Consider the following 20,798-nt stretch of genomic DNA (forward strand, 5'->3'; position numbering starts at 1 on the left):
GGTCAAACCGGATAACCAGGAGCTTACACCATGTCACAGACCACGTTATTGGCGCTGGATGGCTTAACCTGCGGCCACTGCGTAAAACGAGTCAAAGAGGCGCTGGAGCAACGTGCCGACGTTGAACAGGCCGACGTGTCGATCGCTGAAGCGCGGATCAACGGCAGCGCTGATGCCAGCCAACTGATCGCCACCGTTGAACAGGCCGGGTATCACGCCAGCCTGGCGCAGGACGACAGCTTCCCAAAGGCTGAACCGCTGACAGCATCAGACACCCAGCCGGAAGCGCTGACAGCGGACACCCACCAGCTTCCGGCGCCACAGGCCGCTTCAGCTGAAGCGGCCCCGCTCGCCCACGCTGCGCCACTGACGGCATCAACTGCACCTGCAGAGAGTTTTCACCTGCTGATTGATGGTATGAGCTGTGCCAGCTGCGTCAGTCGGGTGCAGAACGCGCTGCAACAGGTGAGCGGCGTCAGCCAGGCGCGGGTCAACCTTGCCGAGCGCAGTGCGCTGGTGATGGGCGATGCCGCCGCTGAGTCGCTGATTGATGCGGTGAAAAATGCCGGTTATACGGCAGAAATTATTGAAGATGACGTCGAACGGCGGGAAAAACAGCAGCAGACTGCCCGCCAGGCCGTTCGCCGTTTCCGCTGGCAGGCCGCGCTTGCCCTGACGCTGGGCATTCCGCTGATGCTGTGGGGAATGGTCGGCGACAATATGATGCTGACCGACAGCAACCGCAGTGGCTGGCTGGCCGTTGGCCTCGCCACCTTGCTGGTGATGGTGCTGGCCGGCGGCCATTTCTATCGCAGCGCCTGGCGCAGCCTGCTAAAAGGCACCGCGACCATGGACACGCTGGTCGCGCTGGGAACCACAGCCGCCTGGCTTTACTCCATTTCCGTGAACCTGTGGCCGGACTTTTTCCCGCCTCAGGCGCGCCATCTCTATTACGAAGCCAGCGCGATGATTATTGGCCTGATCAACCTCGGCCATATGCTGGAGCAACGTGCCCGGCAACGCTCCTCAAAAGCGCTGGAAAAATTACTCGATCTGACGCCGCCTACCGCGCGCGTGGTGACGGCAGACGGTGAACGCATGCTGCCACTCAGTGACGTTCAGCCGGGCATGACGCTGCGTCTGACCACCGGCGATCGCGTCCCGGTTGATGGCACGCTCACTGAGGGTGAAGGCTGGCTGGACGAAGCGATGCTGACCGGCGAAGCGATGCCGCAGCAGAAGGTGGCAGGCGACGAGATCCACGCGGGCACGCTGATGCAGGATGGCAGCGTGCTGTTCACCGCCCGCGCCGTCGGCAAAAACACCACCCTCGCCAGAATTATTCACAGCGTGCGTCAGGCACAAAGCAGCAAGCCGGAGATCGGTAAACTGGCTGACCGCATTTCGGCGGTCTTTGTCCCGGCGGTGGTGGCTATCGCCCTGATCGCCGCCGCCATCTGGTACGTTGTTGGCCCGGCACCGCAGGTAGTGTACACGCTGGTGATTGCCACCACCGTGCTGATTATCGCCTGCCCTTGTGCGCTGGGTCTGGCCACGCCGATGTCGATCATTGCTGGCGTCGGGCGTGCCGCCGAATTTGGCGTGCTGGTGCGCGATGCCGATGCACTGCAACGCGCCAGCACCCTATCCACTCTGGTGTTTGATAAAACCGGTACGCTGACCGAAGGCGCGCCGCGCGTGGTCGACATCATGCTGTTTAACGGTGCCGAAGAACAACAGGCGATCGGCTGGGCCGCCGCGCTGGAACAGGGTTCTTCCCATCCGCTGGCCCGCGCGTTGCAGGAATTAGCCGACGGGCAAACGCTGCCGGCCGTTGAGCAATTCCGCACCCTTGCCGGTAAAGGCGTCAGCGGCAAGGTCAGCGGCGTTGAACTGTGGCTGGGCAACCGCGCGTTAATGGATCAGCAGCAGATCGATACAGCAAGCCTGAACGATCAAATCGATCGGCAGGCTGCCAAAGGCATTACGCCCGTGCTGCTGGCCGCCAATGGCAAGGTGGTCGCGTTGTTCTCACTGCGCGATCCGCTGCGCAAAGAGAGCGTGTCGGCGCTGAAACGCCTGCGTGAACGTGGCTATCAGCTGGTGATGCTGACCGGCGACAACGAGACGACTGCCCAGGCCATCGCCAAAGAAGCCGGTATGGACCGGGTGATCGCCGGGGTGTTACCGGAAGGCAAAGCTGAGGCGATTCGCACGTTGCAACAGCAGGGGCAGATTGTGGCGATGATTGGTGATGGCATCAACGATGCGCCCGCCTTAGCCCAGGCCGATGTCGGCATTGCGATGGGCAGCGGCAGCGATGTGGCGATTGAAACGGCCGGCATCACCCTGATGCGCCACGATCTGAATGCGGTCGTTGATGCGCTGGCCATCGCCAAAGCCACCTTGCGCAATATGAAGCAGAATTTACTGGGCGCGTTTGTCTATAACGCCCTCGGCATCCCGATTGCCGCCGGCGTGCTTTATCCGTTGACCGGCACCCTGCTCAGCCCGGTGGTCGCGGGTGCCGCGATGGCGCTGTCTTCCATTACCGTGGTCAGCAACGCCAACCGACTGATCCGCTACCAGCCACCGGCGGAATAACGGATTTATCGCACGCCGGATCCGCCGTTTTTACCTGTTACTCAGCCAGTTAAAGCGTTAGCATGGCTGGCTAACTGACAAGGCGGAAAGTATGGGAAAACTATTGCGTAAGGCGGCATCTCTCTGGCGATTACTGTCGCCAGTGCGCTACGCCTACCCGGCACAGGATGTCACCACAGATCACAGTCAGCTGCATCTGGTCGGCAGTATTCATATGGGCACCCAGAATATGATGCCGCTGCCAGCGGCCCTGCAGGCACAGCTGGAGCGGGCGGATGCGCTGATCGTAGAGGCGGATATCACCGGCAGCGCGTCCCCCTTTAGTGAGAGCGAAACCTGCCCACCGCTGGCGGAGCGCCTGACATCAGAGGAACTGACCCGGCTGCATCGCCTGTGTGACGAAGTGGCGATCAGTCCCGAAGCGATCGACACGCTGCCCGCCTGGCAGGTGGCGCTGATGCTTCAGGCGCAGCAGGCTCAGCGTCTGGGACTGCGCGCGGATTACGGTATCGACTTCCAGCTGCTGAAAGCGGCCCGCGCCTTACAAAAGCCGGTGATTGAACTGGAAGGCCCGGAAACGCAGCTGGCGCTGCTCAGAGCCTTGCCGGATAACGGCCTGACGCTGCTGCAGGACACCCTGATCCACTGGCATACTAACGCACGCCTGCTGCAAACCATGATTAGCTGGTGGCTGGAAAGCCCGCCGGGCCAGAAACAGACCGCACTGCCGAGTACCTTTAACAGCGCGCTGAACGATGTGCTGATGCTGCAAAGGAATCAGCGCTGGGTACAAACGTTACGGGATTTGCCGCAAGGCAGGTACGTGGTGGCGGTGGGCGCACTGCACCTTTATGGCGAGGGCAATCTGCCCGATCTGCTGAAAAACAGATAAAAAAAAGGCCAATATTGCTATTGGCCCGTCAAAGAGGAATTTTTTTATGATTTTAGTTATCCGGTAGCAATCAGGTTGCCAGCGGGGGGCAGATTGTCGCTCAAAGCCTGGAATTTCGCCACTATTATTGTAGATATTGGGTCCAGTCAGACGCTTACAGAAGGACGTGAAGTATGACACCGGCAGTAAAACTTCTCGAAAAACAAAAGGTCAGCTTTCAGCTACATGCCTACGAACATGACAGCAACGATACCCATTTTGGTGATGAGGCCGTACGTAAACTCAATCAAAATGCCGAACAGGTGTATAAAACCCTGCTGGTGTCGCTGAATGGCGATGGCAAAACGCTGGCGGTAGCCGTTACGCCAGTTGCCAGCCAGCTGGATTTGAAAAACGTGGCGAAAGCGCTGGGTGCGAAAAAGGTCGAGATGGCCGATCCCCAGATTGCGCAGCGCACCACCGGTTATCTGCTGGGCGGGATCAGCCCGCTGGGGCAAAAGAAGCGGCTGCCAACGGTGATCGACAGCCTGGCGCAGCAGTTCCCGACGATTTTTGTTTCCGGCGGCAAGCGCGGGCTGGAAATTGAGCTCTCACCGCAGGATTTAGCCCAGCTGCTGAGCGCCACCTTCGCCGATATCGCCCGGCGCGACTGATCGCCGGTCAGTCCGCCGTCTGGGCCAGCAGCTGGTCAATCATCCATTGGCCTGCCGGTCCGGGCGGCGAACGCCGCGACCAGGCCACATCCACCGAAATTTTTTGCGGCCAGCCGGTGACCGGCAACTCGCTTAACAGCTGATGACCAAACTGCTCCACCAGCCAGCGCGGCAAAATACTCCAGCCAAATCCCTGTTCAGCCATCTCCAGCAGCAACAGATATGACGGTGCCGACCAAATCCCCTTCCCGCCCTGATAGCGTTCATTCTCCACCCAGGTATTCAGACAGAGTTGCCGCAGGGTTTTCAGCTCGGCTTCGGTGACCTTCACTTTGCTGGCCAACGGATGATCCTGATGCAGATAGATCGCCATCTGCGCTTCAACCTGCAGCCGTGAGGTGGCGATCTCTTCCGGGTAATCGGGTTGAACGCGGATCACGCCAATATGCGCCCGACCAGCCTGCAGCAAATCGATCACGTCGGCATCTTCGGCAATCATGCACTCAAACTCGATGTCGGGATAACGGGCATCCAGCCGTTTCAACAGCGACTCGTGATAATCCGCCTGCCAGAAGTCCGAGATCGCCAGACTGAGGCACGGTTCCACCTCGCCTGCCAGCCTGACCGCCAGCTCATCCAGCTGCGCGCTGGCGTTAAGGATCTCCCTGACCTGTGCCAGCGCCCGTCGACCGTTTTCAGTCAGCACCGGCGAACGGGCATCACGGCTGAACAGGGAAAATCCCAGATCGGTTTCCAGATTAGCCACGGCGGTACTGATGGTGGACTGGCTTTTGCGCAGCGCCCTCGCGGCGGCAGAAAACGAACCGCTTTCGACGGTCTGCACAAAAGCTTGCAACGATTCCGGTGAATAACGCATTGAAGTATCGATTTTCTAGATAGGTAGTCATTTTATCTTAGCAAAGAAAACGCGGAAAATAGCGTCCGGTAACAACTAAGGAGCATTTATGCGTACCAGAACACTGAAAGAACGTTTTTATCATGCCGCAGGCTTCGAGGTGCTGGCGATCCTGCTGGTATCCCCTCTTGCCGCCTGGATCATGGAGAAGCCGCTGTTTCAGATGGGTGCGTTAGCCATCATGCTGTCCACCGTGGCGATGGGCTGGAACATCATTTATAACGCCGGTTTTGACCGACTGGTGCCGCCAACGGTGAAACGCGGGCTGCTGCTGCGCGTCCTTCATGCGTTAGGCTTTGAGGGGGGCTTTATCGGTATTGGTTTGCCGATTGCGGCCTGGATGTTAGGGATTGGTCTCTGGCAGGCGTTTCTGCTGGAAGTCTCATTCTTCCTGTTCTTCCTGCCGTACACCGTGGCCTATAACTGGGTTTACGACACCCTGCGCGCCAGGTTGATCCAGCGCAGACAGTGCCAGGCTTAACCGGCATCGCGAAAAAACGGCACCGCCAGTTGGGGTGCCGTTTTTTTTGTTAGCGCTGGGCGGTCTGGATTTTAAATAATTTCCACACCTTCGGCAGCAGCGGCTCGTCCTGCTCCGCGGGGGCTTTTTTCTCTACCGGCGCCTCTTTCTGGTAGACGATTTCGCCTTTTGGCGCGAACGCCTCCGCATTCAGCGGCGAGTGATTCTGGATGAACTGCTTCAGCACTTCGGCATCGACAAATCCGGTATTCACATAGCCAGGCAGCTGATTGACCGGCGGATAACCATCGCCTCCGGTGGCGTTGAAGCTCAGCGTGGCCATGCGGTACATTTTATCCGCCTGCAGCGGCTCACCGTTGATTTTAATCTCACTGACGCCGGTGCCATAAGCCACCAGGCTGACGTTGGCGAACTGCGCGTAGGCCCCGGAATCCACCTGCTTATTGGCCACCACCGCCAGATACTTCTCGACGTCGCTGCCTTTCATCTCCACATAGGTCAACGTATTGCCAAATGGCTGCACCTTCAGCACGTCTTTATAGGTAATGGTGCCGGACTCGATTGAATCACGCACGCCACCGCCGCTCATCACCGCAAAGTCGGCTTTGGTACGTTCCATCTGAGACGCCAGGATCAGGCGGGAAAGGTTGGTCTGCACAAATCGTACCTTGCTGCGGTCACCTTCAAGATGGCCGTTAACGCTGCCGATTTTTACCCCCAGCTGCGCTTCGCCTTTTTTCTGGAACGGCGTCAGTAACTTCATCATCGCCGGGTTTTTCGCGATTTCCTGGGTGTAGTTAATCCAGCTGACGCTGCCGTCGGCGTTGGTGACCTTATGGCGCAGGTTGATCGGCACCAGTTCATAGTGTTCTAACGTCAGTTTGCCATTGAGGAAAGTGAAGTCGGCACGGCCAATGTATTTGCCCCACTCATGCGCCTGCACAATCCAGGTGCCGTTTTGCTGGTCCGGCGTACACGGCGTTCCCGGCACGTAATCTTTCTGGCTGACGTTCTCTTTCGCCATACAGACCGGATCCTGCGAGTGGCCGCCAACAATCATATTCAGATAGCCTGCCGGCAATTCACGCGCCATTTCCACATCGCCCGGCGCATTGGAGCCATGGTTACCGTTATCGTAATGGCCCATATGCGTGGCGGCGATAATCACATCCGGCTTCTCTTTCTTCCTCAGCGCTTCCACCACTTCTTTTGCTTCGGTGGCAGGCTTGCGGAACTCCATGTCGGTGAAGTATTCCGGGTTGCCAATTTTTGCGGTGTCGTCGGTTGTCAGACCAATCACCGCTATTTTCAGGCCCATCCGGTTAAATAACGCGTAGGGCTGGAACAGGCGTTTGCCGGTGCTTTTCTGATAGATATTGGCCGAGAGCAGCGGGAATTTGGCCCATTTCTGCTGCTGACGCAGCACGGACATCGGATTATCGAATTCATGATTGCCAATCGCCATCGCGTCATAGCCCACCAGATTCATGCCGCGGAAATCCGGCTCCGCATCCTGCAGGTCGGATTCCGGCACGCCGGTATTGATATCGCCACCGGAGAGGATCAGCACCTGGCCGCCGTGGGCCTGAACGTCATAACGGATTTCATCCATCATGGTTTTCTGCGCGGCAAGGCCATATTCATCGTGCTCGTTCTGCCAGAAGTGTCCATGGTGGTCGTTGGTGTGCAGCACGGTGAATTTATACACCCGATCCTTCACATAGGCCTGGGCCACCAGCGGCAGGCTTAGCATCAGTAACGTCAGGGCTGGCACCAGCCTTTTATTCAATGAAAGCACAACGAATCTCCTTGTTATCAATGGGTCGCGCGGTATCGCGTAAACTGAATGTCAAAAATTAACGGCGGTTTTGTCATTTATTTGTGACTATTTATCGATTATGCCGCAGGATAACTGAGCGGGATAATAATTAGCCTTCTTACTGCTCCTCCAACCCTTCGAACGAACAGGTTTTCTCATGGCCAGCGAACAAATACTGTCTTCTGCTTCTTCTGCCCCAGCCAGGACGTCGTTTGGCATTCTTGGCGCCATCAGCGTGGCCCATCTGCTGAACGATATGATCCAGTCACTGATTCTGGCGATCTATCCGCTATTGCAAACGGCGTTTACCCTCAGCTTTGTGCAGGTCGGCCTGATCACCCTGACCTTTCAGGTCACCGCCTCGCTGCTGCAGCCGGTGATCGGTTACTACACCGATAAACATCCGCAGCCATGGTCGCTGCCGATCGGCATGGGATTCACGCTGGGCGGCCTGATCCTGCTGGCGCTGGCGACTAACTTCCCCACCATTCTTCTGGCGGCGGCGCTGGTCGGTACCGGCTCTTCGGTGTTTCATCCCGAATCGTCCCGCGTGGCGCGTATGGCATCAGGCGGCCGGCATGGCCTGGCGCAGTCCCTGTTCCAGGTGGGCGGAAACTTCGGCAGTTCCCTCGGCCCGCTGCTGGCTGCGCTAATCATCGCACCCTATGGCCGCGGTAACGTCGCCTGGTTTACCCTCGCCGCGCTGCTGGCGATAGTGGTGCTGCTGCAAATCAGCCGCTGGTATCAGGCTCAGCATCGGGTGGCAAAAAGCAAGGCGATGCCGACAGAGGTGACAACCTTACCACGCAAAAAAGTGGCCTTCGCTATCTCAATACTGCTGGTGCTGATCTTCTCAAAATACTTCTATCTGACCAGCCTGAGCAGCTATTACACCTTCTACCTGATAGAGAAGTTTGGCCTGACGGTTCAGAATGCCCAGTTCCACCTGTTTGCCTTTTTATTCGCGGTCGCCGCCGGGACGGTGATCGGCGGGCCCATCGGTGACAAGGTGGGCCGTAAGCGGGTGATCTGGGTATCGATTCTCGGCGTGGCCCCGTTTACCCTGCTGCTGCCGCATGCGTCGTTGTGGTGGACCGGCGTGCTGTCAGCCATTATTGGCTTTGTGCTCGCCTCCGCCTTCTCGGCCATTCTGGTCTACGCCCAGGAACTGATGCCGGGCCGGATTGGCATGGTTTCCGGCCTGTTCTTCGGCTTCGCTTTCGGCATGGGCGGCCTGGGTGCTGCGGTGTTGGGCGTGGTTGCCGATCGCAGCAGCATTTACACTGTCTATCAAATCTGTGCTTACTTGCCACTTCTCGGTATTCTGACCATATTCCTGCCTGATAACCGGGCTAAATAACCCTTCATGGCGCAGATAATTGCGATCTGCGCCGCTTAATTTCTGCCACAAATCAAGCTTCCCCCCCGATAACTCACGGAAATCACACTTCTGTGCGATTCCTGCTAAGGAATTGCAGTTTTTTGCCGTTATAACCCTTTATATCAAGCAGCACGATCAATTATGTTATACGCTTAATATTACAACCGGACACATTTTCACACAGGAGAGAGGCATGCACCACACCACACCGCTTATCACCACCATTGTGGGAGGTCTCGTTCTCGCCTTCCTCTTTGGTATGCTGGCAAATCGCCTGCGAATTTCTCCTCTGGTTGGCTATCTGTTAGCCGGCGTACTGGCCGGTCCTTTCACCCCTGGCTTTGTTGCCGATACCAACCTGGCACCGGAACTGGCGGAACTGGGTGTGATCCTGCTGATGTTCGGTGTCGGCCTGCATTTCTCGATGAAGGATTTAATGGCGGTAAAGGCCATCGCCATTCCCGGCGCAATCGCGCAGATTGCCGTGGCGACACTGCTGGGAATGGGGCTTTCATGGGCGATGGGCTGGCCGTGGTTAACTGGCCTGGTGTTCGGTCTGTGTCTTTCAACGGCCAGTACCGTGGTATTGCTGCGTGCGTTGGAAGAGCGTCAGTTAATTGACAGCCAGCGTGGGCAAATCGCCATCGGCTGGTTGATTGTGGAGGATTTAGTGATGGTACTGGCGCTGGTGCTGCTGCCCGCCATTGCCGGCATGTTCGAAGAAGGTAACGCCAGCATCAGCATGGTGTTGTATGACCTGCTGATCACCATCGGCAAAGTCGTGGCCTTTATGGTGTTGATGATGGTGGTGGGTCGCCGCGTGGTGCCGTGGATCCTCGCCCGCAGCGCGGCAACCGGTTCCCGCGAACTGTTCACCCTGGCCGTGCTCGCCCTGGCGCTGGGGATTGCCCTCGGTGCGGTAGAATTTTTCGACGTCTCATTCGCCCTTGGCGCCTTCTTCGCAGGCATGGTGCTGAACGAGTCGGAACTCAGCCACCGTGCGGCCCATGACACCCTGCCGTTACGCGATGCCTTTGCGGTGCTGTTCTTTGTCTCCGTCGGCATGCTGTTCGACCCGATGATCCTGCTGAAAGAGCCGCTGGCGGTGATTGGCGTGTTGGCGATTATCGTGCTGGGTAAATCGCTGGCGGCGTTGGTGCTGGTCAGGATGTTTGGCCACTCACGCCGCACGGCCTTAACCATTTCCGTCAGCCTTGCCCAGATTGGTGAGTTCGCCTTTATCCTTGCCGGACTCGGCATCTCGCTTAACCTGTTAACCGGCGAAGGACGTAATCTGGTCCTGGCAGGGGCGATCCTGTCGATTATGCTCAACCCGATCCTGTTTACCCTGTTGCAGAGTTACCTGAATAAAAGCGAGACGCTGGACGATCAGGTGATCGAAGAAGCCATTGAGGAAGAGAAGCAGATCCCGGTCGATCTCTGTAATCACGCCATTGTGGTGGGTTTTGGACGCGTCGGCAGTCTGTTGGGGAAAAAGCTGATCGAGGAAGGCGTGCCGATCGTGGTGGTTGAGAACAGCCGTCCGCGCGTTGAGGCTTTAAGAGAACAAGGGATCAGCGCGGTATTGGGCAATGCGGCCCGCACCGACACTATGGAATTAGCGCGGCTGGACTGCGCACGCTGGCTGCTACTGACCATTCCCAATGGCTATGAAGCGGGCGAGATTGTCACCGCCGCACGCGAGAAAAGGCCTAATATCGAGATCATTGCCCGCGCCCATCATGATGATGAAGTGAGCTATATCATTGAGCGTGGTGCCGATCAGGTGGTGATGGGAGAGCGCGAGATTGCCAGCAGTATGCATACGCTGATGCACACCAGTTTGAGTGAACTGCCACGAGAGTGTCCGATCTGACTGGCCTTCCCCGCCGGCCGGATAGCCGGCGGGGAATACCGTTACCGTTCCCAGTAGGACTCTTCCAGGCTGTCCTCACGCTCCGGCAAGCCACGTGAAAGCCGGGGAGAATGCTGATTAAGCACCTGATAGCTGACGCGGTTGGCGTATTTACACACCTGCGCCAGTGACGAATAGGTCAGATAGTTGCGGCCATGCTTGCTGGAGTTGGGCACATTCAGACGGTGATAATTATTGGCGGTGATATCGTGCAGCATCGCCGCCAGCGCACCGTCTCCCGCGCCGTTGGTGTTCATGATTTTCTCCGGGCCGCCCATATAAGGCGCAATGTGCGAGAAAATCTTTAACGGCTGCTCACAGTCCTGATGGCGCATCGCGCGGCTGAATTCGTACTGGTTGAATTCGGGGATCGCACCAGGCAGCAAAGGATGCTGGGTGACGCGTTTGCCCTCTTCTTCGGTATATCCCGCCATAAACAGGCCGTTCGGTCCGGCGGTACAGAGCACTAAGTCCACCCAGTCCAGCGCCATATTCGACGCCATCAACGGATCGCTCAGCCCGGTCAGCGCTTCCGCTTCTTCTTCATTCATCGCCAGAATCGAAACGTGTTCACGCAGGAACGCCTGCCAGAACTCAGGCTTATCGCCAATGACATATTTGGTGCCCAGCGTTAAGACCACCGGCACGTTATGCTTTTTAGCGAAGCCGATCGCTTCCATCGTTGCTTCCGGCATCGGCTCGCCCGGCGCGCAGCGCACCAGATACGAGGTTAAAACCAGCGCGGAGGCACCGGCAATCACCTCTTCCGGGATGTTCTCTTTCTTCAACTGATTCATCAGGCCGGGACTGATGGCAAAGGTACGTTCGCCGTTTTCCCCAATCAGGGTAAAGCAGCGACCGATGGCGCCATCAACGCCCTGCAGGTAGTTAAGGTCTGTGCGGCTGGAGGTGTTGCACAGATAGCGATAGGCATAGCTACCAATCTGCACGTTGCGGCACATCACGCCCAGCAGCACCGAACGGTCGTCAGCCAGCACCGAATAGTTGTGCAGCGTATTGCCGATGGTGCCACCCGCAAACTGATGAGTGATCAGGTTTTCCCGGGTTAACTCTGCATAGAGCGCTTCCGCCACGTCATCGGCGATCACCAGCGAGTGACCGCTGCTCAGGCCATAACGCGCCACAAAGTCATCATCAACGTTGGCTTCAATGTCCACCAGCGTCTGATCGATGCCAACGATCCAGCTGCCGGAGACCTCCTGTTCAGGCTGCGCGATTTGCAGCAGAGGATCGCGCGCGCTGACCGGGAAATAGTGTTTAGATTTACGCTTGCCGGGAAATTTCATTCGGCTATCTCCGCCCGTTGACCAACTCAACCATCATATCGATATGCAATTCATCATCGTTCAGGGCTGGAATGTATTCAAATTTAGTGCCGCCCGCGTGCATAAAGAACTCCTTGTTCTCCTCGCTGATCTCTTCCAGCGTCTCAAGGCAGTCTGAAGAGAAGCCCGGGCTCATGATCTGTACATGCTTAATGCCTTTTGCCGGCAGCGACTTCATCGTCTCATCAGTGTAAGGCATCAGCCAGGGTTCACGGCCAAAGCGGGACTGGAAGGTGAGCATCGCATTCTGATCGGTCAGGCCCAGCGAGGCGGTCAGCGCATCATAGGTGTCATGGCAGCGTTGAGGGTAGTCATCGCCTTCATCGGCAAAGCGCTGCGGAATACCATGGAAAGACATCACCAGCAGATCGGGTTTGCCGTGGGTGGCAAAAGAGCGCTCAACGGAGGCTTTCAGCGCCGCAATGTAGGCCGGATGTTCGGCATAATCGCGAATAAAGTCGACGGATGGCAAGCTGCGATAACCAGCAAACACGCTGGTAATGCCATCCCAAACCGCGGCAACGGTTGAACAGGAGAACTGTGGATAGAGCGGCAGGACGATCAGGCGGTTAATGCCCTGCGCCATCAGACTGTCCAGCGCGCTTTTCAGGCTGGGGTTGCCGTAACTCATGCCAAGTTCGACCGGCATATCCAGTCGGGCTGCCAACGCAGCACGCTGACGCTTGCTGTAAACCATCAGCGGGGAACCTTCGTCCATCCATACCGAGGCATACAGTTTGGAGACGCGCGGAGAGCGGATCGGCAGGATCGCACCGTTAAGGATCGGCCACCACAGCCAACGCGGGGTATCGACCACGCGCGGATCGCTGAGGAATTGTTTCAGGTAGCGTTTTACAGCAGGCGTGGTGGGTGCATCAGGTGTGCCTAAGTTTACCAACAACACGCCGGGTTTATCTTGCCGCATTATTATTCCTTATCTGGGCATCTTGGGTGATGAAAACGAGACTTATTCTAGCGGAAAATGGCGGGGGGAAAACCAATTGCTGTAGTAGGAGCCAGACAAGGCCTGGCCCCTGATAAATTAACCGAGGATTTTAGCCAGCTCTGCGCTGACTTCAGACACTTTACGGGTGCCGTCGATTTTGTGATACGCGGTGTGGCCTTCTGCGGCTTCTTTGCTGTAGTAAGCAATCAGCGGCGCGGTCATCTGATGGTATTCGACCAGACGCTTACGCACGGTCTCTTCCTGATCGTCTTTACGCGTGGTCAGCTCTTCGCCGGTCACGTCATCTTTGCCTTCCACTTTTGGTGGATTGAAGTTGACGTGATAGACGCGGCCAGAAGGCGCATGAACGCGACGACCCACAATACGTTCAACAATCAGTTCGTCTGGTACAGCAAATTCCAGCACGTTGTCGACTTTGATACCCGCGTCCTTCATGGCATCAGCCTGAGGAATGGTGCGAGGGAAGCCGTCTAGCAGGAAACCGTTGCGGCAGTCTTCCTGAGCGATACGCTCTTTGACCAGCGCAATAACCAGTTCGTCGGTGACCAGTTTACCGGCGTCCATGATCTCTTTGGCTTGTTTACCCAGTTCGCTGCCTGCTTTAACTGCTGCACGCAACATGTCACCCGTGGAGATTTGCGGAATACCGTATTTCTCCATAATGAACTGAGCCTGAGTCCCCTTACCTGCACCCGGTGCACCGAGCAGAATAATACGCATTGCGTAAATCCCCTTGCGAATCGCTTAAATGATCTATTTATCCAAGCCTGGAACCATACCATTATGGCCCTTTATCCACAAGGAACGCAGCGTCTAACCTGCGTCCGCGTAACGGGCATCCGCAACATGACGACGCGCCCAGATAGTTTGCGAAATCACCGCCGTCACGATCACGGCGCCACCAACAACTGCCTGAATTGTCGGCATTTCCCCGAGGAATAGCGCCATCCATAACGGGGCAAGCGCCGTTTCCAGCAGCAGAAACAGTCCGGCATTTGCCGGGGTAACGTAACGGGTCGATAAGGTGATCAAACCCATAGCCAACGGCATGATCAGCGCGCCTTCCGCCAGTGACCAGCCATATTGCGCAAAAGTCAGCGTTTTCAGACTAGCACTCAGTTCCGGGCCCATCCAAAGTGCAATCAGCAATGACGCCAGTAATCCTCCGAGAGACGGCAGTCCCAGCGTGCCGCCTTTCACCCGCGACGTGAAGATAAAGGCCAGCGCCATCGACACCGCCGTAGCCAGTGCGTAGACGTTGGCGATTGCGTGATCGCCTGCCGCACGGCCAGACATCACGATGATCACCCCGACAATGCCCGCCAGTGCGGCGATCATTACGCTGCGATCGCTTTTGATCTTAAAGAACAGCCGACAGATCAATGCGGAAATAAACGGCGTCGAGGAGATAATCACCAGCACCGTCGCCACATTTCCCCGGTTCAGCGCATTAACGAAGCAGGCTGACGAGATACAGAAAAACAGCGTTGATAAGACGTTATCTTTGGTTAACCAGGGCTGGCCGAGCGTGCTGCGACTTTTACCCCACAGCGCCCACACCAGCAGACAGATCCCCCACATAAAAACGCCACGCAGCGCGACAATCGTCCATGAGTCTTCGATATTCATCATGCGGATAAATACCGAGTCGGTGCTGAGGATAATTCCGCCCAGGATGCCGATCATATTGCCGTTCAGCGGCAGAGTCTGTTTCATATTATGGCTGCTCCCAAAGCTGAGTCAGATCCCGTTCAACCTGGCGACTCATATCGACGGCCTTTTTGCCATCGCCCCGTTCCCAGCACGAAAGCCGCAGGGTTTTCGAATGGGCAAAGTAACTCGCACCGGCGGCTTTCACCTGCTGTTGCAGCGCGTCGCTTAACGGCGGCACGTTAAAGCAGGCAAACGGCAAAGCCGGATGGCTAATCGAGGTGAAATCCATCCCGCCGATGTCTTTCAGCGCTATCTTCATCACTTTCGCCACGTTATAGGGCTGCCAGCTGGCGCTGCGAATATTGCCAATCGCTTCTTCCAGCGGTTTTGCTGAAGCGGTAGATTCTTCAAACAGACGCAGTTCGCTGCGCATCAGCGTACTGAAATGCTCCGGGCGCAGGGCGATGATCGCCAGACCGACGGTCAGCGAAGCATGTTTGTGCATCGGCGCGACAAAAATCGAACTCTTTTCAATCAGCTCGCTGTGCAGGTTAGTGGCGAAACTGTGGGAGGCATCCACCACGCCTTTGCCTTTACTGTCGTCGAGGCTGTTCACCACGCCGGTATAAGGATTGACGTGCGTGATGATCGGCACGTTGCCCGGCCCGGTAAATTGGGACGCCGGATGATGGAACAGTTCGCTGACCGGCTGGTAATGCGCATGCTTTGCCAGGCACAGCGTGGTCTCCTGCTTATGGAACAGGTGCGACAGGATCACCAGACCCACACGCACGGACTGGACGAAGAAAATATCGTACTCCTGCAGCTTATACAGGCGGGAAAGCTCTTCCCTTAATTCATCTCGTTGCATACGCGCTCGCTTAAAAAATTGCTCGCCGTGAACCGTCTGTAAATGGGGTGATAAGGAGGATGCGTCCATTAGTTAATCAACTCTTGCTGATAAAGCAGTGGCATAACGTTATCGCGGAAGATCGAACCCACCGCAATTTCACAAGGTGGCCTGCGGTAGTTAACCCAGGCAATTTCTTCAATTTCCGATCCGGCGCGCGGCTGGCCGGCGATCTCCACGTGATAAACGTGGTTCTCAATGGCGGTGGCCTCAAACTCCGCCAGGCCGTGAAACAGGCCAAAAGGCCGGAACGCTTTCACCTGCACACCCAGCTCTTCCTGCAGTTCGCGCTTCAGGCAGGCCAGATGATCTTCCCCGGCCAGCGGTTTGCCGCCAGGCGAGATAAAGATGCTGGTCCCCCGTTTACGGGTCAGCAGCAGTGAACGCTGCCAGATGATAATGGCCGCACATTTCACGATAATTTTCATATCAGGCTCCGAAAAAGGACGTAACCCGAAGGTTACGTCGCGGAAAGAGACCGTATCAGGCGGCGGCACTGGTCGTTTTACCCACCAACGGGGTAGCCAGGGTTTCGCCTGACAGGAAACGCACAATGTTGAGGGCCAGCGGGGTTTTGTCTTTCAGATAAGCGAGGATCACTTCATCGCTGGGGGTGGAGAAGCTGTCAGCAAAGATGCTGATGCCTTCCAGCGATTTGGTGGAAATCCCGAGCTGCAGCAGACGATATTTCACGTCATCCGCAGACTGAGCGAATTCATAGATCGGCGACTGATAGTTGATATCAAACTGCGCCATCATCTCCATCAGGAACGATTTCGCCACCTGCCGCTGCTCCGGGAACTCCATCTGATAATGGGTGATGCCATCATTAATGGTGTTGATGTCGTTACGTCGACAGAAATCCACCAGATGGGCATGGATTGCCAGTTTCTCGCCCAATAACACCAGGTTTTTCCGGTATTTGAGGATATCGTCTTCCAGGTGTTCAATGGCGATGGAGCGGAATGCCCCGCTGATATCCGCCACCGTATGGTCAACCACCAAATCGCCAAAGCGGTTTTTCAGCTCATCAACCCGGTGCGATAAAATGCCACGATGCAGTGAACATCCACTGTTTCCTGACCAAAGATGCACAGGGATACCCTGTAACATCAGATAACACGCTGCCAGTGTGCTATCACGTCCACCGGTAAACATTACAAGCTGTGTTTTTACGGAATGCTGTGTTGTCATTTTCCTTTCCTTCACGTCGCTGTTGTATGTAATCGTGGGCTAATCCGGGCAGAGATGGCCGTCTCATGAGCGACTGCTTACACAGTGCCGCTCTGCTTTCGGGGGAGACGTCCTTGTCTGCGAAATCAGATTATGTAAAACCGACTGGACTTTAAAATGATATAAACAGACACTTGCTGTTAGTTTTTCTCACAGAGCACTCTCATGTCAGGACTCCCCTCACTGCGCGCCTTGCGCTATTTTCATCAGGCCGCGCTGCATCAGAATTTCAGTCTGGCGGCGCAGTCGCTGAGCGTGACCCACAGTGCGGTCAGCCATCAGATAAAACTGCTGGAAGAGTGGTTAGGGAAGCCGTTGTTTTTGCGGGCGAATGGTCGGGTGCAGTTGACCTCAGATGGCGAGCGTCTGAAAGTCTGCTGTATGCACACCTTCCGTGAGATCGAAACCACCTGTGAGAAGATCCGTGCCAGAAACCTGAACAGCCTGACCGTCTCCTGCGCACCCAGCTTCCTCGCGCAGTGGCTGATCCCGAGGATCAGCCACTTTACCGAGCGCCATAAAGATATTGCGCTGACGTTCCAGACCCATGTGGATATTGAGCGGGTGCGCAATGAACAGTCCGACCTGCTGATCCTCAGCCATGAACAGCTGGTGCAGGACGATATTGCCGCCACGCTGATCACCGTCGATTATATCGGCCCGGTCTGCGCGCCCTCGTTCAGCAACCGCTTTACCTATGAAACGGACTTCTCCACCCTGCCGCTGTTGCATGCCGATACCAAACTGCACGCCTGGGCTGAATGGGCGAAGAAAACCGGGGCGCGGGGCGATTTCTGGGCAGGAAAACACTTTGATAATCTGACGCTGGCGATCCAGGCCGCCCGAAACGGGTTGGGCATTATTATGACGCCGCAGATCCTGGTGAAAAAAGAGATCCGTGAGGGATCGCTGATCGCACCGCTGGGCTTTGCCGAGGTCGACAGGGCAACCTGGATGATGGTTAAGGCGTCACGCAAGGAAGAGCGGGAGATCGAACTGTTTCGCCGCTGGCTGTTAGAAGAAGCGGCCATGGTGGGGTAGGACGGCAGAAAAGAAAAAGGGGCGAATCGCTTCGCCCCTTGGTGATGACAGTGCCAGTAGGATGCCTTACGCCAGCAGCAGCTGGTTCATGCGGCGGATAAACTGGTTCGGATCTTCCAGCGTGCCGCGTTCAGCCAGCATCGCCTGATCGAGCAGCAGCTCAACCCACTCCGCAAAGTGCGTATCGTCCTGCGTCTCCGCCGTGCGTTTCACCAGCGCATGGTCCGGGTTCAGCTCAAACAGATACTTCACTTCCGGCACGGCCTGGCCCGCAGCGGCAAACAGCTTCGCCATCTGGGTGCTCATGTCGTTGGCTTCAGTGGTGACGATAGCCGGCGTGTCGGTCAGACGGTGCGTCAGACGCACTTCCTTCACGCGATCGCCCAGCAGCGTTTTCACGCGCTCAACAAACGGCTCAAGCGCCTTTTCGGCTTCTTTCTGCTCTTCACTCTCTTCGTCAGCCAGCTTGCTCAGATCCTGATCGTCTTTGCTGACGGACTGGAACTGTTTGCCATCGAACTCAGTGAGGTAGCTCATCATCCACTCATCGATACGATCGGAGAGCAGCAGCACTTCGATGCCTTTTTTACGGAACAGCTCCAGGTGCGGGCTGCTCTTCGCGGCGGCATAGCTGTCGGCCGTGATGTAGTAAATCTTGTCCTGACCTTCGACCATGCGGCTGACGTAATCTTCCAGCGACACCTTCTGCGCAGAACCTTCGCTGCTGGTGCTGGCGAAACGCAGCAGTTTAGCGATGGTTTCGCCATTGGCGCTGTCTTCAGCCGGGCCTTCTTTCAACACCAGACCGAATTGCTGCCAGAACTGCTGATATTTCTCTTCGTCGTCCTTCGCCACTTTCTCCAGCATCTGCAGCGCACGCTTGCTCAGCGCGTTGCGCAGGTTTTGGGTAATGCGGCTGTCCTGCAGGATCTCACGGGAGACGTTCAGCGGCAGATCGCTGGAATCTATCAGGCCGCGCACAAAGCGCAGGTAGTTCGGCATAAACTGCTCGGCGTCATCCATGATGAACACGCGCTGCACGTACAGTTTCAGGCCGTGCTTGTGGTCGCGATTCCACATATCAAACGGCGCCTGGGTTGGGATATACAGCAGGCTGGTATATTCCTGCTTCCCTTCCACGCGGTTGTGGCTCCAGGTCAGGGGATCGGCGTAGTCATGCGAAACGTGCTTGTAGAACTCTTTGTATTCGTCTTCGCTGACTTCCGACTTGTTACGCGTCCACAGCGCCTGGGCTTTGTTGATCTTTTCCCAGCTGGTGGTGTCGTCTTCTTCGATGTGGCTTTCGATTTCTACCGGCAACGCGATGTGGTCAGAATATTTACTGATGATGCTGCGCACACGCCAGGCATCAAGGAACTCGTCTTCACCTTCACGCAGATGCAGGGTGATTTCCGTACCACGGTCTTCTTTAGTGATGTCGGCCAGGGTGTATTCGCCCTCACCGGCAGACTCCCAGAACACGCCCTCGTCAGCGGTTGCACCAGCCGCACGCGTGCGCACGGTGACCTTGTCCGCCACGATAAACGCCGAGTAGAAACCGACACCGAACTGACCGATCAGCTGGCTGTCTTTCGCCTGGTCGGAACCCATCGATTCAAGGAAAGATTTGGTGCCTGATTTGGCAATGGTGCCCAGGTTTTCAATGACTTCGTCACGCGTCATACCGATGCCGTTATCGCTCAGCGTCAGCGTGCGGTTGTCCTTATCAACGGAAACCCGTACGCGCAAGTCGCCATCGCCCTGATAGAGATCCGGCGTGGAAAGCGCGCGGAAACGCAGCTTGTCAGCGGCATCAGATGCGTTGGAGATCAGCTCGCGCAGGAAGATTTCTTTGTTTGAATAGAGGGAATGGATCATCAGGTGCAGAAGCTGTTTTACCTCTGACTGGAAGCCACGCGTCTCTTGTCCTTTCATGGTCATTGCTACCTCAATTAATACGGATGGATATACGTTGAGAAGTAGAGTGGGGGCAAACGGCAGGATTTCAAGCAGGCACGACGGATCGTGCCGTTGAATGGTTAGAATCTAATCTTATGGCGTCCGGCCAGAGAGTGCGACAGCGTGGTGCCATCGACCATTTCCAGCTCACCACCGACCGGCACGCCGTGGGCGATGCGGCTGGCGTCAACGCCATACTGCCCGCACATTTCAGCGATATAGTTGGCGGTTGCCTCCCCTTCCACCGTGGGGTTGGTGGCGAGAATAACTTCCTGAATAGACTCTTTTTCCAGCCGTTGCTCCAGCCGATCCAGACCAATGTCATTGGGACCAATGCCATCGAGCGGTGAAAGGTGGCCCATCAGCACAAAGTAGCGGCCGGCAAATTGCCCGGTCTGCTCAATGGCATGAATATCGGCCGGGCTTTCCACGATGCAAATCAGACCATTTTGCTGACGACGTGGATTAGCGCAGATGGTGCAGATTTCCTGCTCGGTAAAGGTCCGGCAGTCGGAACAATGACCAATTTCAGACATCGCACGCGTCAACGCCTGAGCCAGACGCATACCGCCACTGCGATCGCGCTGCAAAAGCTGAAAAGCCATACGCTGGGCCGATTTCGGCCCAACGCCTGGCAGGCAGCGCAGCGACTCCATCAAACTTTCAAGGAGCGGGCTGGTCTGCATCAGAACGGCATCTTGAAGCCAGGTGGCAACTGCATACCGTTAGACACACCGGCCATTTTCTCTTTCTGCACTTCAGCAATGCGACGTGCCGCATCGTTGAAGGCTGCAGCAACCAGATCTTCCAGCATGTCTTTGTCATCGTCGAACAGGCTTGGATCGACTTCAACGCGACGGCAGTTGTGCGCACCGTTGATGGTGACTTTCACCAGGCCTGCGCCTGATTCACCGGTGACTTCCATTGCCGCGATCTCTTCCTGAACCTGGCCCATCTTGTCTTGCATTTGCTGGGCCTGTTTCATCAGGTTACCCAGTCCGCCTTTTCCAAACATAGTTTTTCTCTCT

Annotated in this window: 19 protein-coding genes; 7 read left to right on the plus strand and 12 right to left on the minus strand. The window is 56.4% G+C overall.

Annotation, left to right across the window (positions count from 1 at the left end; genetic code table 11):
- The first annotated feature begins 30 nt into the window (after positions 1 to 30).
- The 3 genes from copA (at position 31) to ybaK (ending at position 4,149) form a co-directional block, all read left to right on the plus strand.
- On the plus strand, positions 31 to 2,604 hold the full coding sequence (copA, locus tag AC1UKS_RS16400; RefSeq protein ID WP_482434571.1) for a copper-exporting P-type ATPase CopA: 2,574 nt from the start codon (positions 31 to 33) through the stop codon (positions 2,602 to 2,604).
- Positions 2,605 to 2,695: 91 nt separating this feature from the next.
- Entirely contained in the window at positions 2,696 to 3,496 is an 801-nt protein-coding gene (locus tag AC1UKS_RS16405) for a TraB/GumN family protein (protein ID WP_482434573.1), read from the plus strand.
- Between the two features lie 173 nt (positions 3,497 to 3,669).
- On the plus strand, positions 3,670 to 4,149 hold the full coding sequence (ybaK, locus tag AC1UKS_RS16410) for a Cys-tRNA(Pro)/Cys-tRNA(Cys) deacylase YbaK (RefSeq protein ID WP_013201089.1): 480 nt from the start codon (positions 3,670 to 3,672) through the stop codon (positions 4,147 to 4,149).
- A 7-nt stretch (positions 4,150 to 4,156) separates the two neighbouring features.
- Here the strand turns inward: ybaK and AC1UKS_RS16415 are convergent, their stop codons facing one another.
- Positions 4,157 to 5,026: a LysR family transcriptional regulator gene (locus AC1UKS_RS16415; RefSeq protein ID WP_482434574.1), complete on the minus strand. Its 870-nt coding sequence runs from the start codon at positions 5,024 to 5,026 to the stop codon at positions 4,157 to 4,159.
- An 88-nt stretch (positions 5,027 to 5,114) separates the two neighbouring features.
- Between AC1UKS_RS16415 and AC1UKS_RS16420 the strand changes: the two genes are divergently transcribed.
- Positions 5,115 to 5,546 (plus strand): multidrug/biocide efflux PACE transporter, encoded by a 432-nt coding sequence (locus tag AC1UKS_RS16420; protein ID WP_265909928.1) that lies wholly within the window; start codon positions 5,115 to 5,117, stop codon positions 5,544 to 5,546.
- Positions 5,547 to 5,595: 49 nt separating this feature from the next.
- Here AC1UKS_RS16420 and ushA read toward each other — a convergent pair whose 3' ends face one another.
- Entirely contained in the window at positions 5,596 to 7,299 is a 1,704-nt protein-coding gene (gene ushA, locus AC1UKS_RS16425; protein WP_482437018.1) for a bifunctional UDP-sugar hydrolase/5'-nucleotidase UshA, read from the minus strand.
- Between the two features lie 223 nt (positions 7,300 to 7,522).
- Between ushA and AC1UKS_RS16430 the strand changes: the two genes are divergently transcribed.
- Together AC1UKS_RS16430 and ybaL are read left to right on the plus strand one after the other, a co-directional pair.
- Positions 7,523 to 8,725 (plus strand): MFS transporter, encoded by a 1,203-nt coding sequence (locus tag AC1UKS_RS16430; protein WP_482434575.1) that lies wholly within the window; start codon positions 7,523 to 7,525, stop codon positions 8,723 to 8,725.
- A gap of 214 nt (positions 8,726 to 8,939) precedes the next feature.
- The gene (ybaL, locus tag AC1UKS_RS16435) at positions 8,940 to 10,622 is read left to right on the plus strand and encodes a YbaL family putative K(+) efflux transporter (protein WP_482434576.1); all 1,683 of its coding nucleotides are present in this window, start codon (positions 8,940 to 8,942) and stop codon (positions 10,620 to 10,622) included.
- Between the two features lie 41 nt (positions 10,623 to 10,663).
- Here the strand turns inward: ybaL and AC1UKS_RS16440 are convergent, their stop codons facing one another.
- The 7 genes from AC1UKS_RS16440 to AC1UKS_RS16470 all read right to left on the minus strand — a co-directional run bounded on the left by AC1UKS_RS16440 (position 10,664) and on the right by AC1UKS_RS16470 (position 16,731).
- A complete protein-coding gene (locus AC1UKS_RS16440; RefSeq protein WP_482434577.1) occupies positions 10,664 to 11,968 on the minus strand; it encodes an inosine/guanosine kinase in 1,305 nt (434 codons plus the stop codon).
- Between the two features lie 4 nt (positions 11,969 to 11,972).
- Positions 11,973 to 12,932 carry a ferrochelatase gene (gene hemH / locus AC1UKS_RS16445; RefSeq protein WP_265909925.1) on the minus strand — a complete coding sequence of 320 codons (960 nt, stop codon included), beginning with the start codon at positions 12,930 to 12,932 and terminating at the stop codon, positions 11,973 to 11,975.
- 117 nt (positions 12,933 to 13,049) lie between these two features.
- Positions 13,050 to 13,694: an adenylate kinase gene (adk, locus tag AC1UKS_RS16450; protein WP_013201081.1), complete on the minus strand. Its 645-nt coding sequence runs from the start codon at positions 13,692 to 13,694 to the stop codon at positions 13,050 to 13,052.
- A 93-nt stretch (positions 13,695 to 13,787) separates the two neighbouring features.
- Positions 13,788 to 14,690 carry a DMT family transporter gene (locus AC1UKS_RS16455; protein ID WP_482434578.1) on the minus strand — a complete coding sequence of 301 codons (903 nt, stop codon included), beginning with the start codon at positions 14,688 to 14,690 and terminating at the stop codon, positions 13,788 to 13,790.
- A gap of 1 nt (position 14,691) precedes the next feature.
- Positions 14,692 to 15,567 carry a DUF6024 family protein gene (locus AC1UKS_RS16460; RefSeq protein WP_265909923.1) on the minus strand — a complete coding sequence of 292 codons (876 nt, stop codon included), beginning with the start codon at positions 15,565 to 15,567 and terminating at the stop codon, positions 14,692 to 14,694.
- The gene (locus AC1UKS_RS16465; RefSeq protein WP_482434579.1) at positions 15,567 to 15,965 is read right to left on the minus strand and encodes an NUDIX hydrolase; all 399 of its coding nucleotides are present in this window, start codon (positions 15,963 to 15,965) and stop codon (positions 15,567 to 15,569) included. The genes AC1UKS_RS16460 and AC1UKS_RS16465 overlap by 1 nt, the downstream gene beginning before the upstream one ends.
- A 55-nt stretch (positions 15,966 to 16,020) precedes the next feature.
- On the minus strand, positions 16,021 to 16,731 hold the full coding sequence (locus tag AC1UKS_RS16470) for a hypothetical protein (RefSeq protein ID WP_265909922.1): 711 nt from the start codon (positions 16,729 to 16,731) through the stop codon (positions 16,021 to 16,023).
- Positions 16,732 to 16,935: 204 nt separating this feature from the next.
- Between AC1UKS_RS16470 and AC1UKS_RS16475 the strand changes: the two genes are divergently transcribed.
- Positions 16,936 to 17,811 (plus strand): LysR substrate-binding domain-containing protein, encoded by an 876-nt coding sequence (locus tag AC1UKS_RS16475; protein WP_482434580.1) that lies wholly within the window; start codon positions 16,936 to 16,938, stop codon positions 17,809 to 17,811.
- A gap of 66 nt (positions 17,812 to 17,877) precedes the next feature.
- Here the strand turns inward: AC1UKS_RS16475 and htpG are convergent, their stop codons facing one another.
- The 3 genes from htpG to AC1UKS_RS16490 all read right to left on the minus strand — a co-directional run bounded on the left by htpG (position 17,878) and on the right by AC1UKS_RS16490 (position 20,785).
- Complete coding sequence (gene htpG / locus AC1UKS_RS16480) at positions 17,878 to 19,752, minus strand: molecular chaperone HtpG (RefSeq protein ID WP_482434581.1); 1,875 nt, start codon at positions 19,750 to 19,752, stop codon at positions 17,878 to 17,880.
- Positions 19,753 to 19,850: 98 nt separating this feature from the next.
- Positions 19,851 to 20,456, minus strand: a complete 606-nt coding sequence (recR, locus tag AC1UKS_RS16485) for a recombination mediator RecR (protein WP_013201074.1) — start codon at positions 20,454 to 20,456, stop codon at positions 19,851 to 19,853.
- Positions 20,456 to 20,785 (minus strand): YbaB/EbfC family nucleoid-associated protein, encoded by a 330-nt coding sequence (locus AC1UKS_RS16490; RefSeq protein ID WP_013201073.1) that lies wholly within the window; start codon positions 20,783 to 20,785, stop codon positions 20,456 to 20,458. Before AC1UKS_RS16490 ends, recR begins: the two co-directional genes overlap by 1 nt.
- Between the last annotated feature and the right edge of the window lie 13 nt (positions 20,786 to 20,798).

The sequence above is a fragment of the Erwinia sp. AK-PDG3-5 genome, from assembly GCF_056821705.1.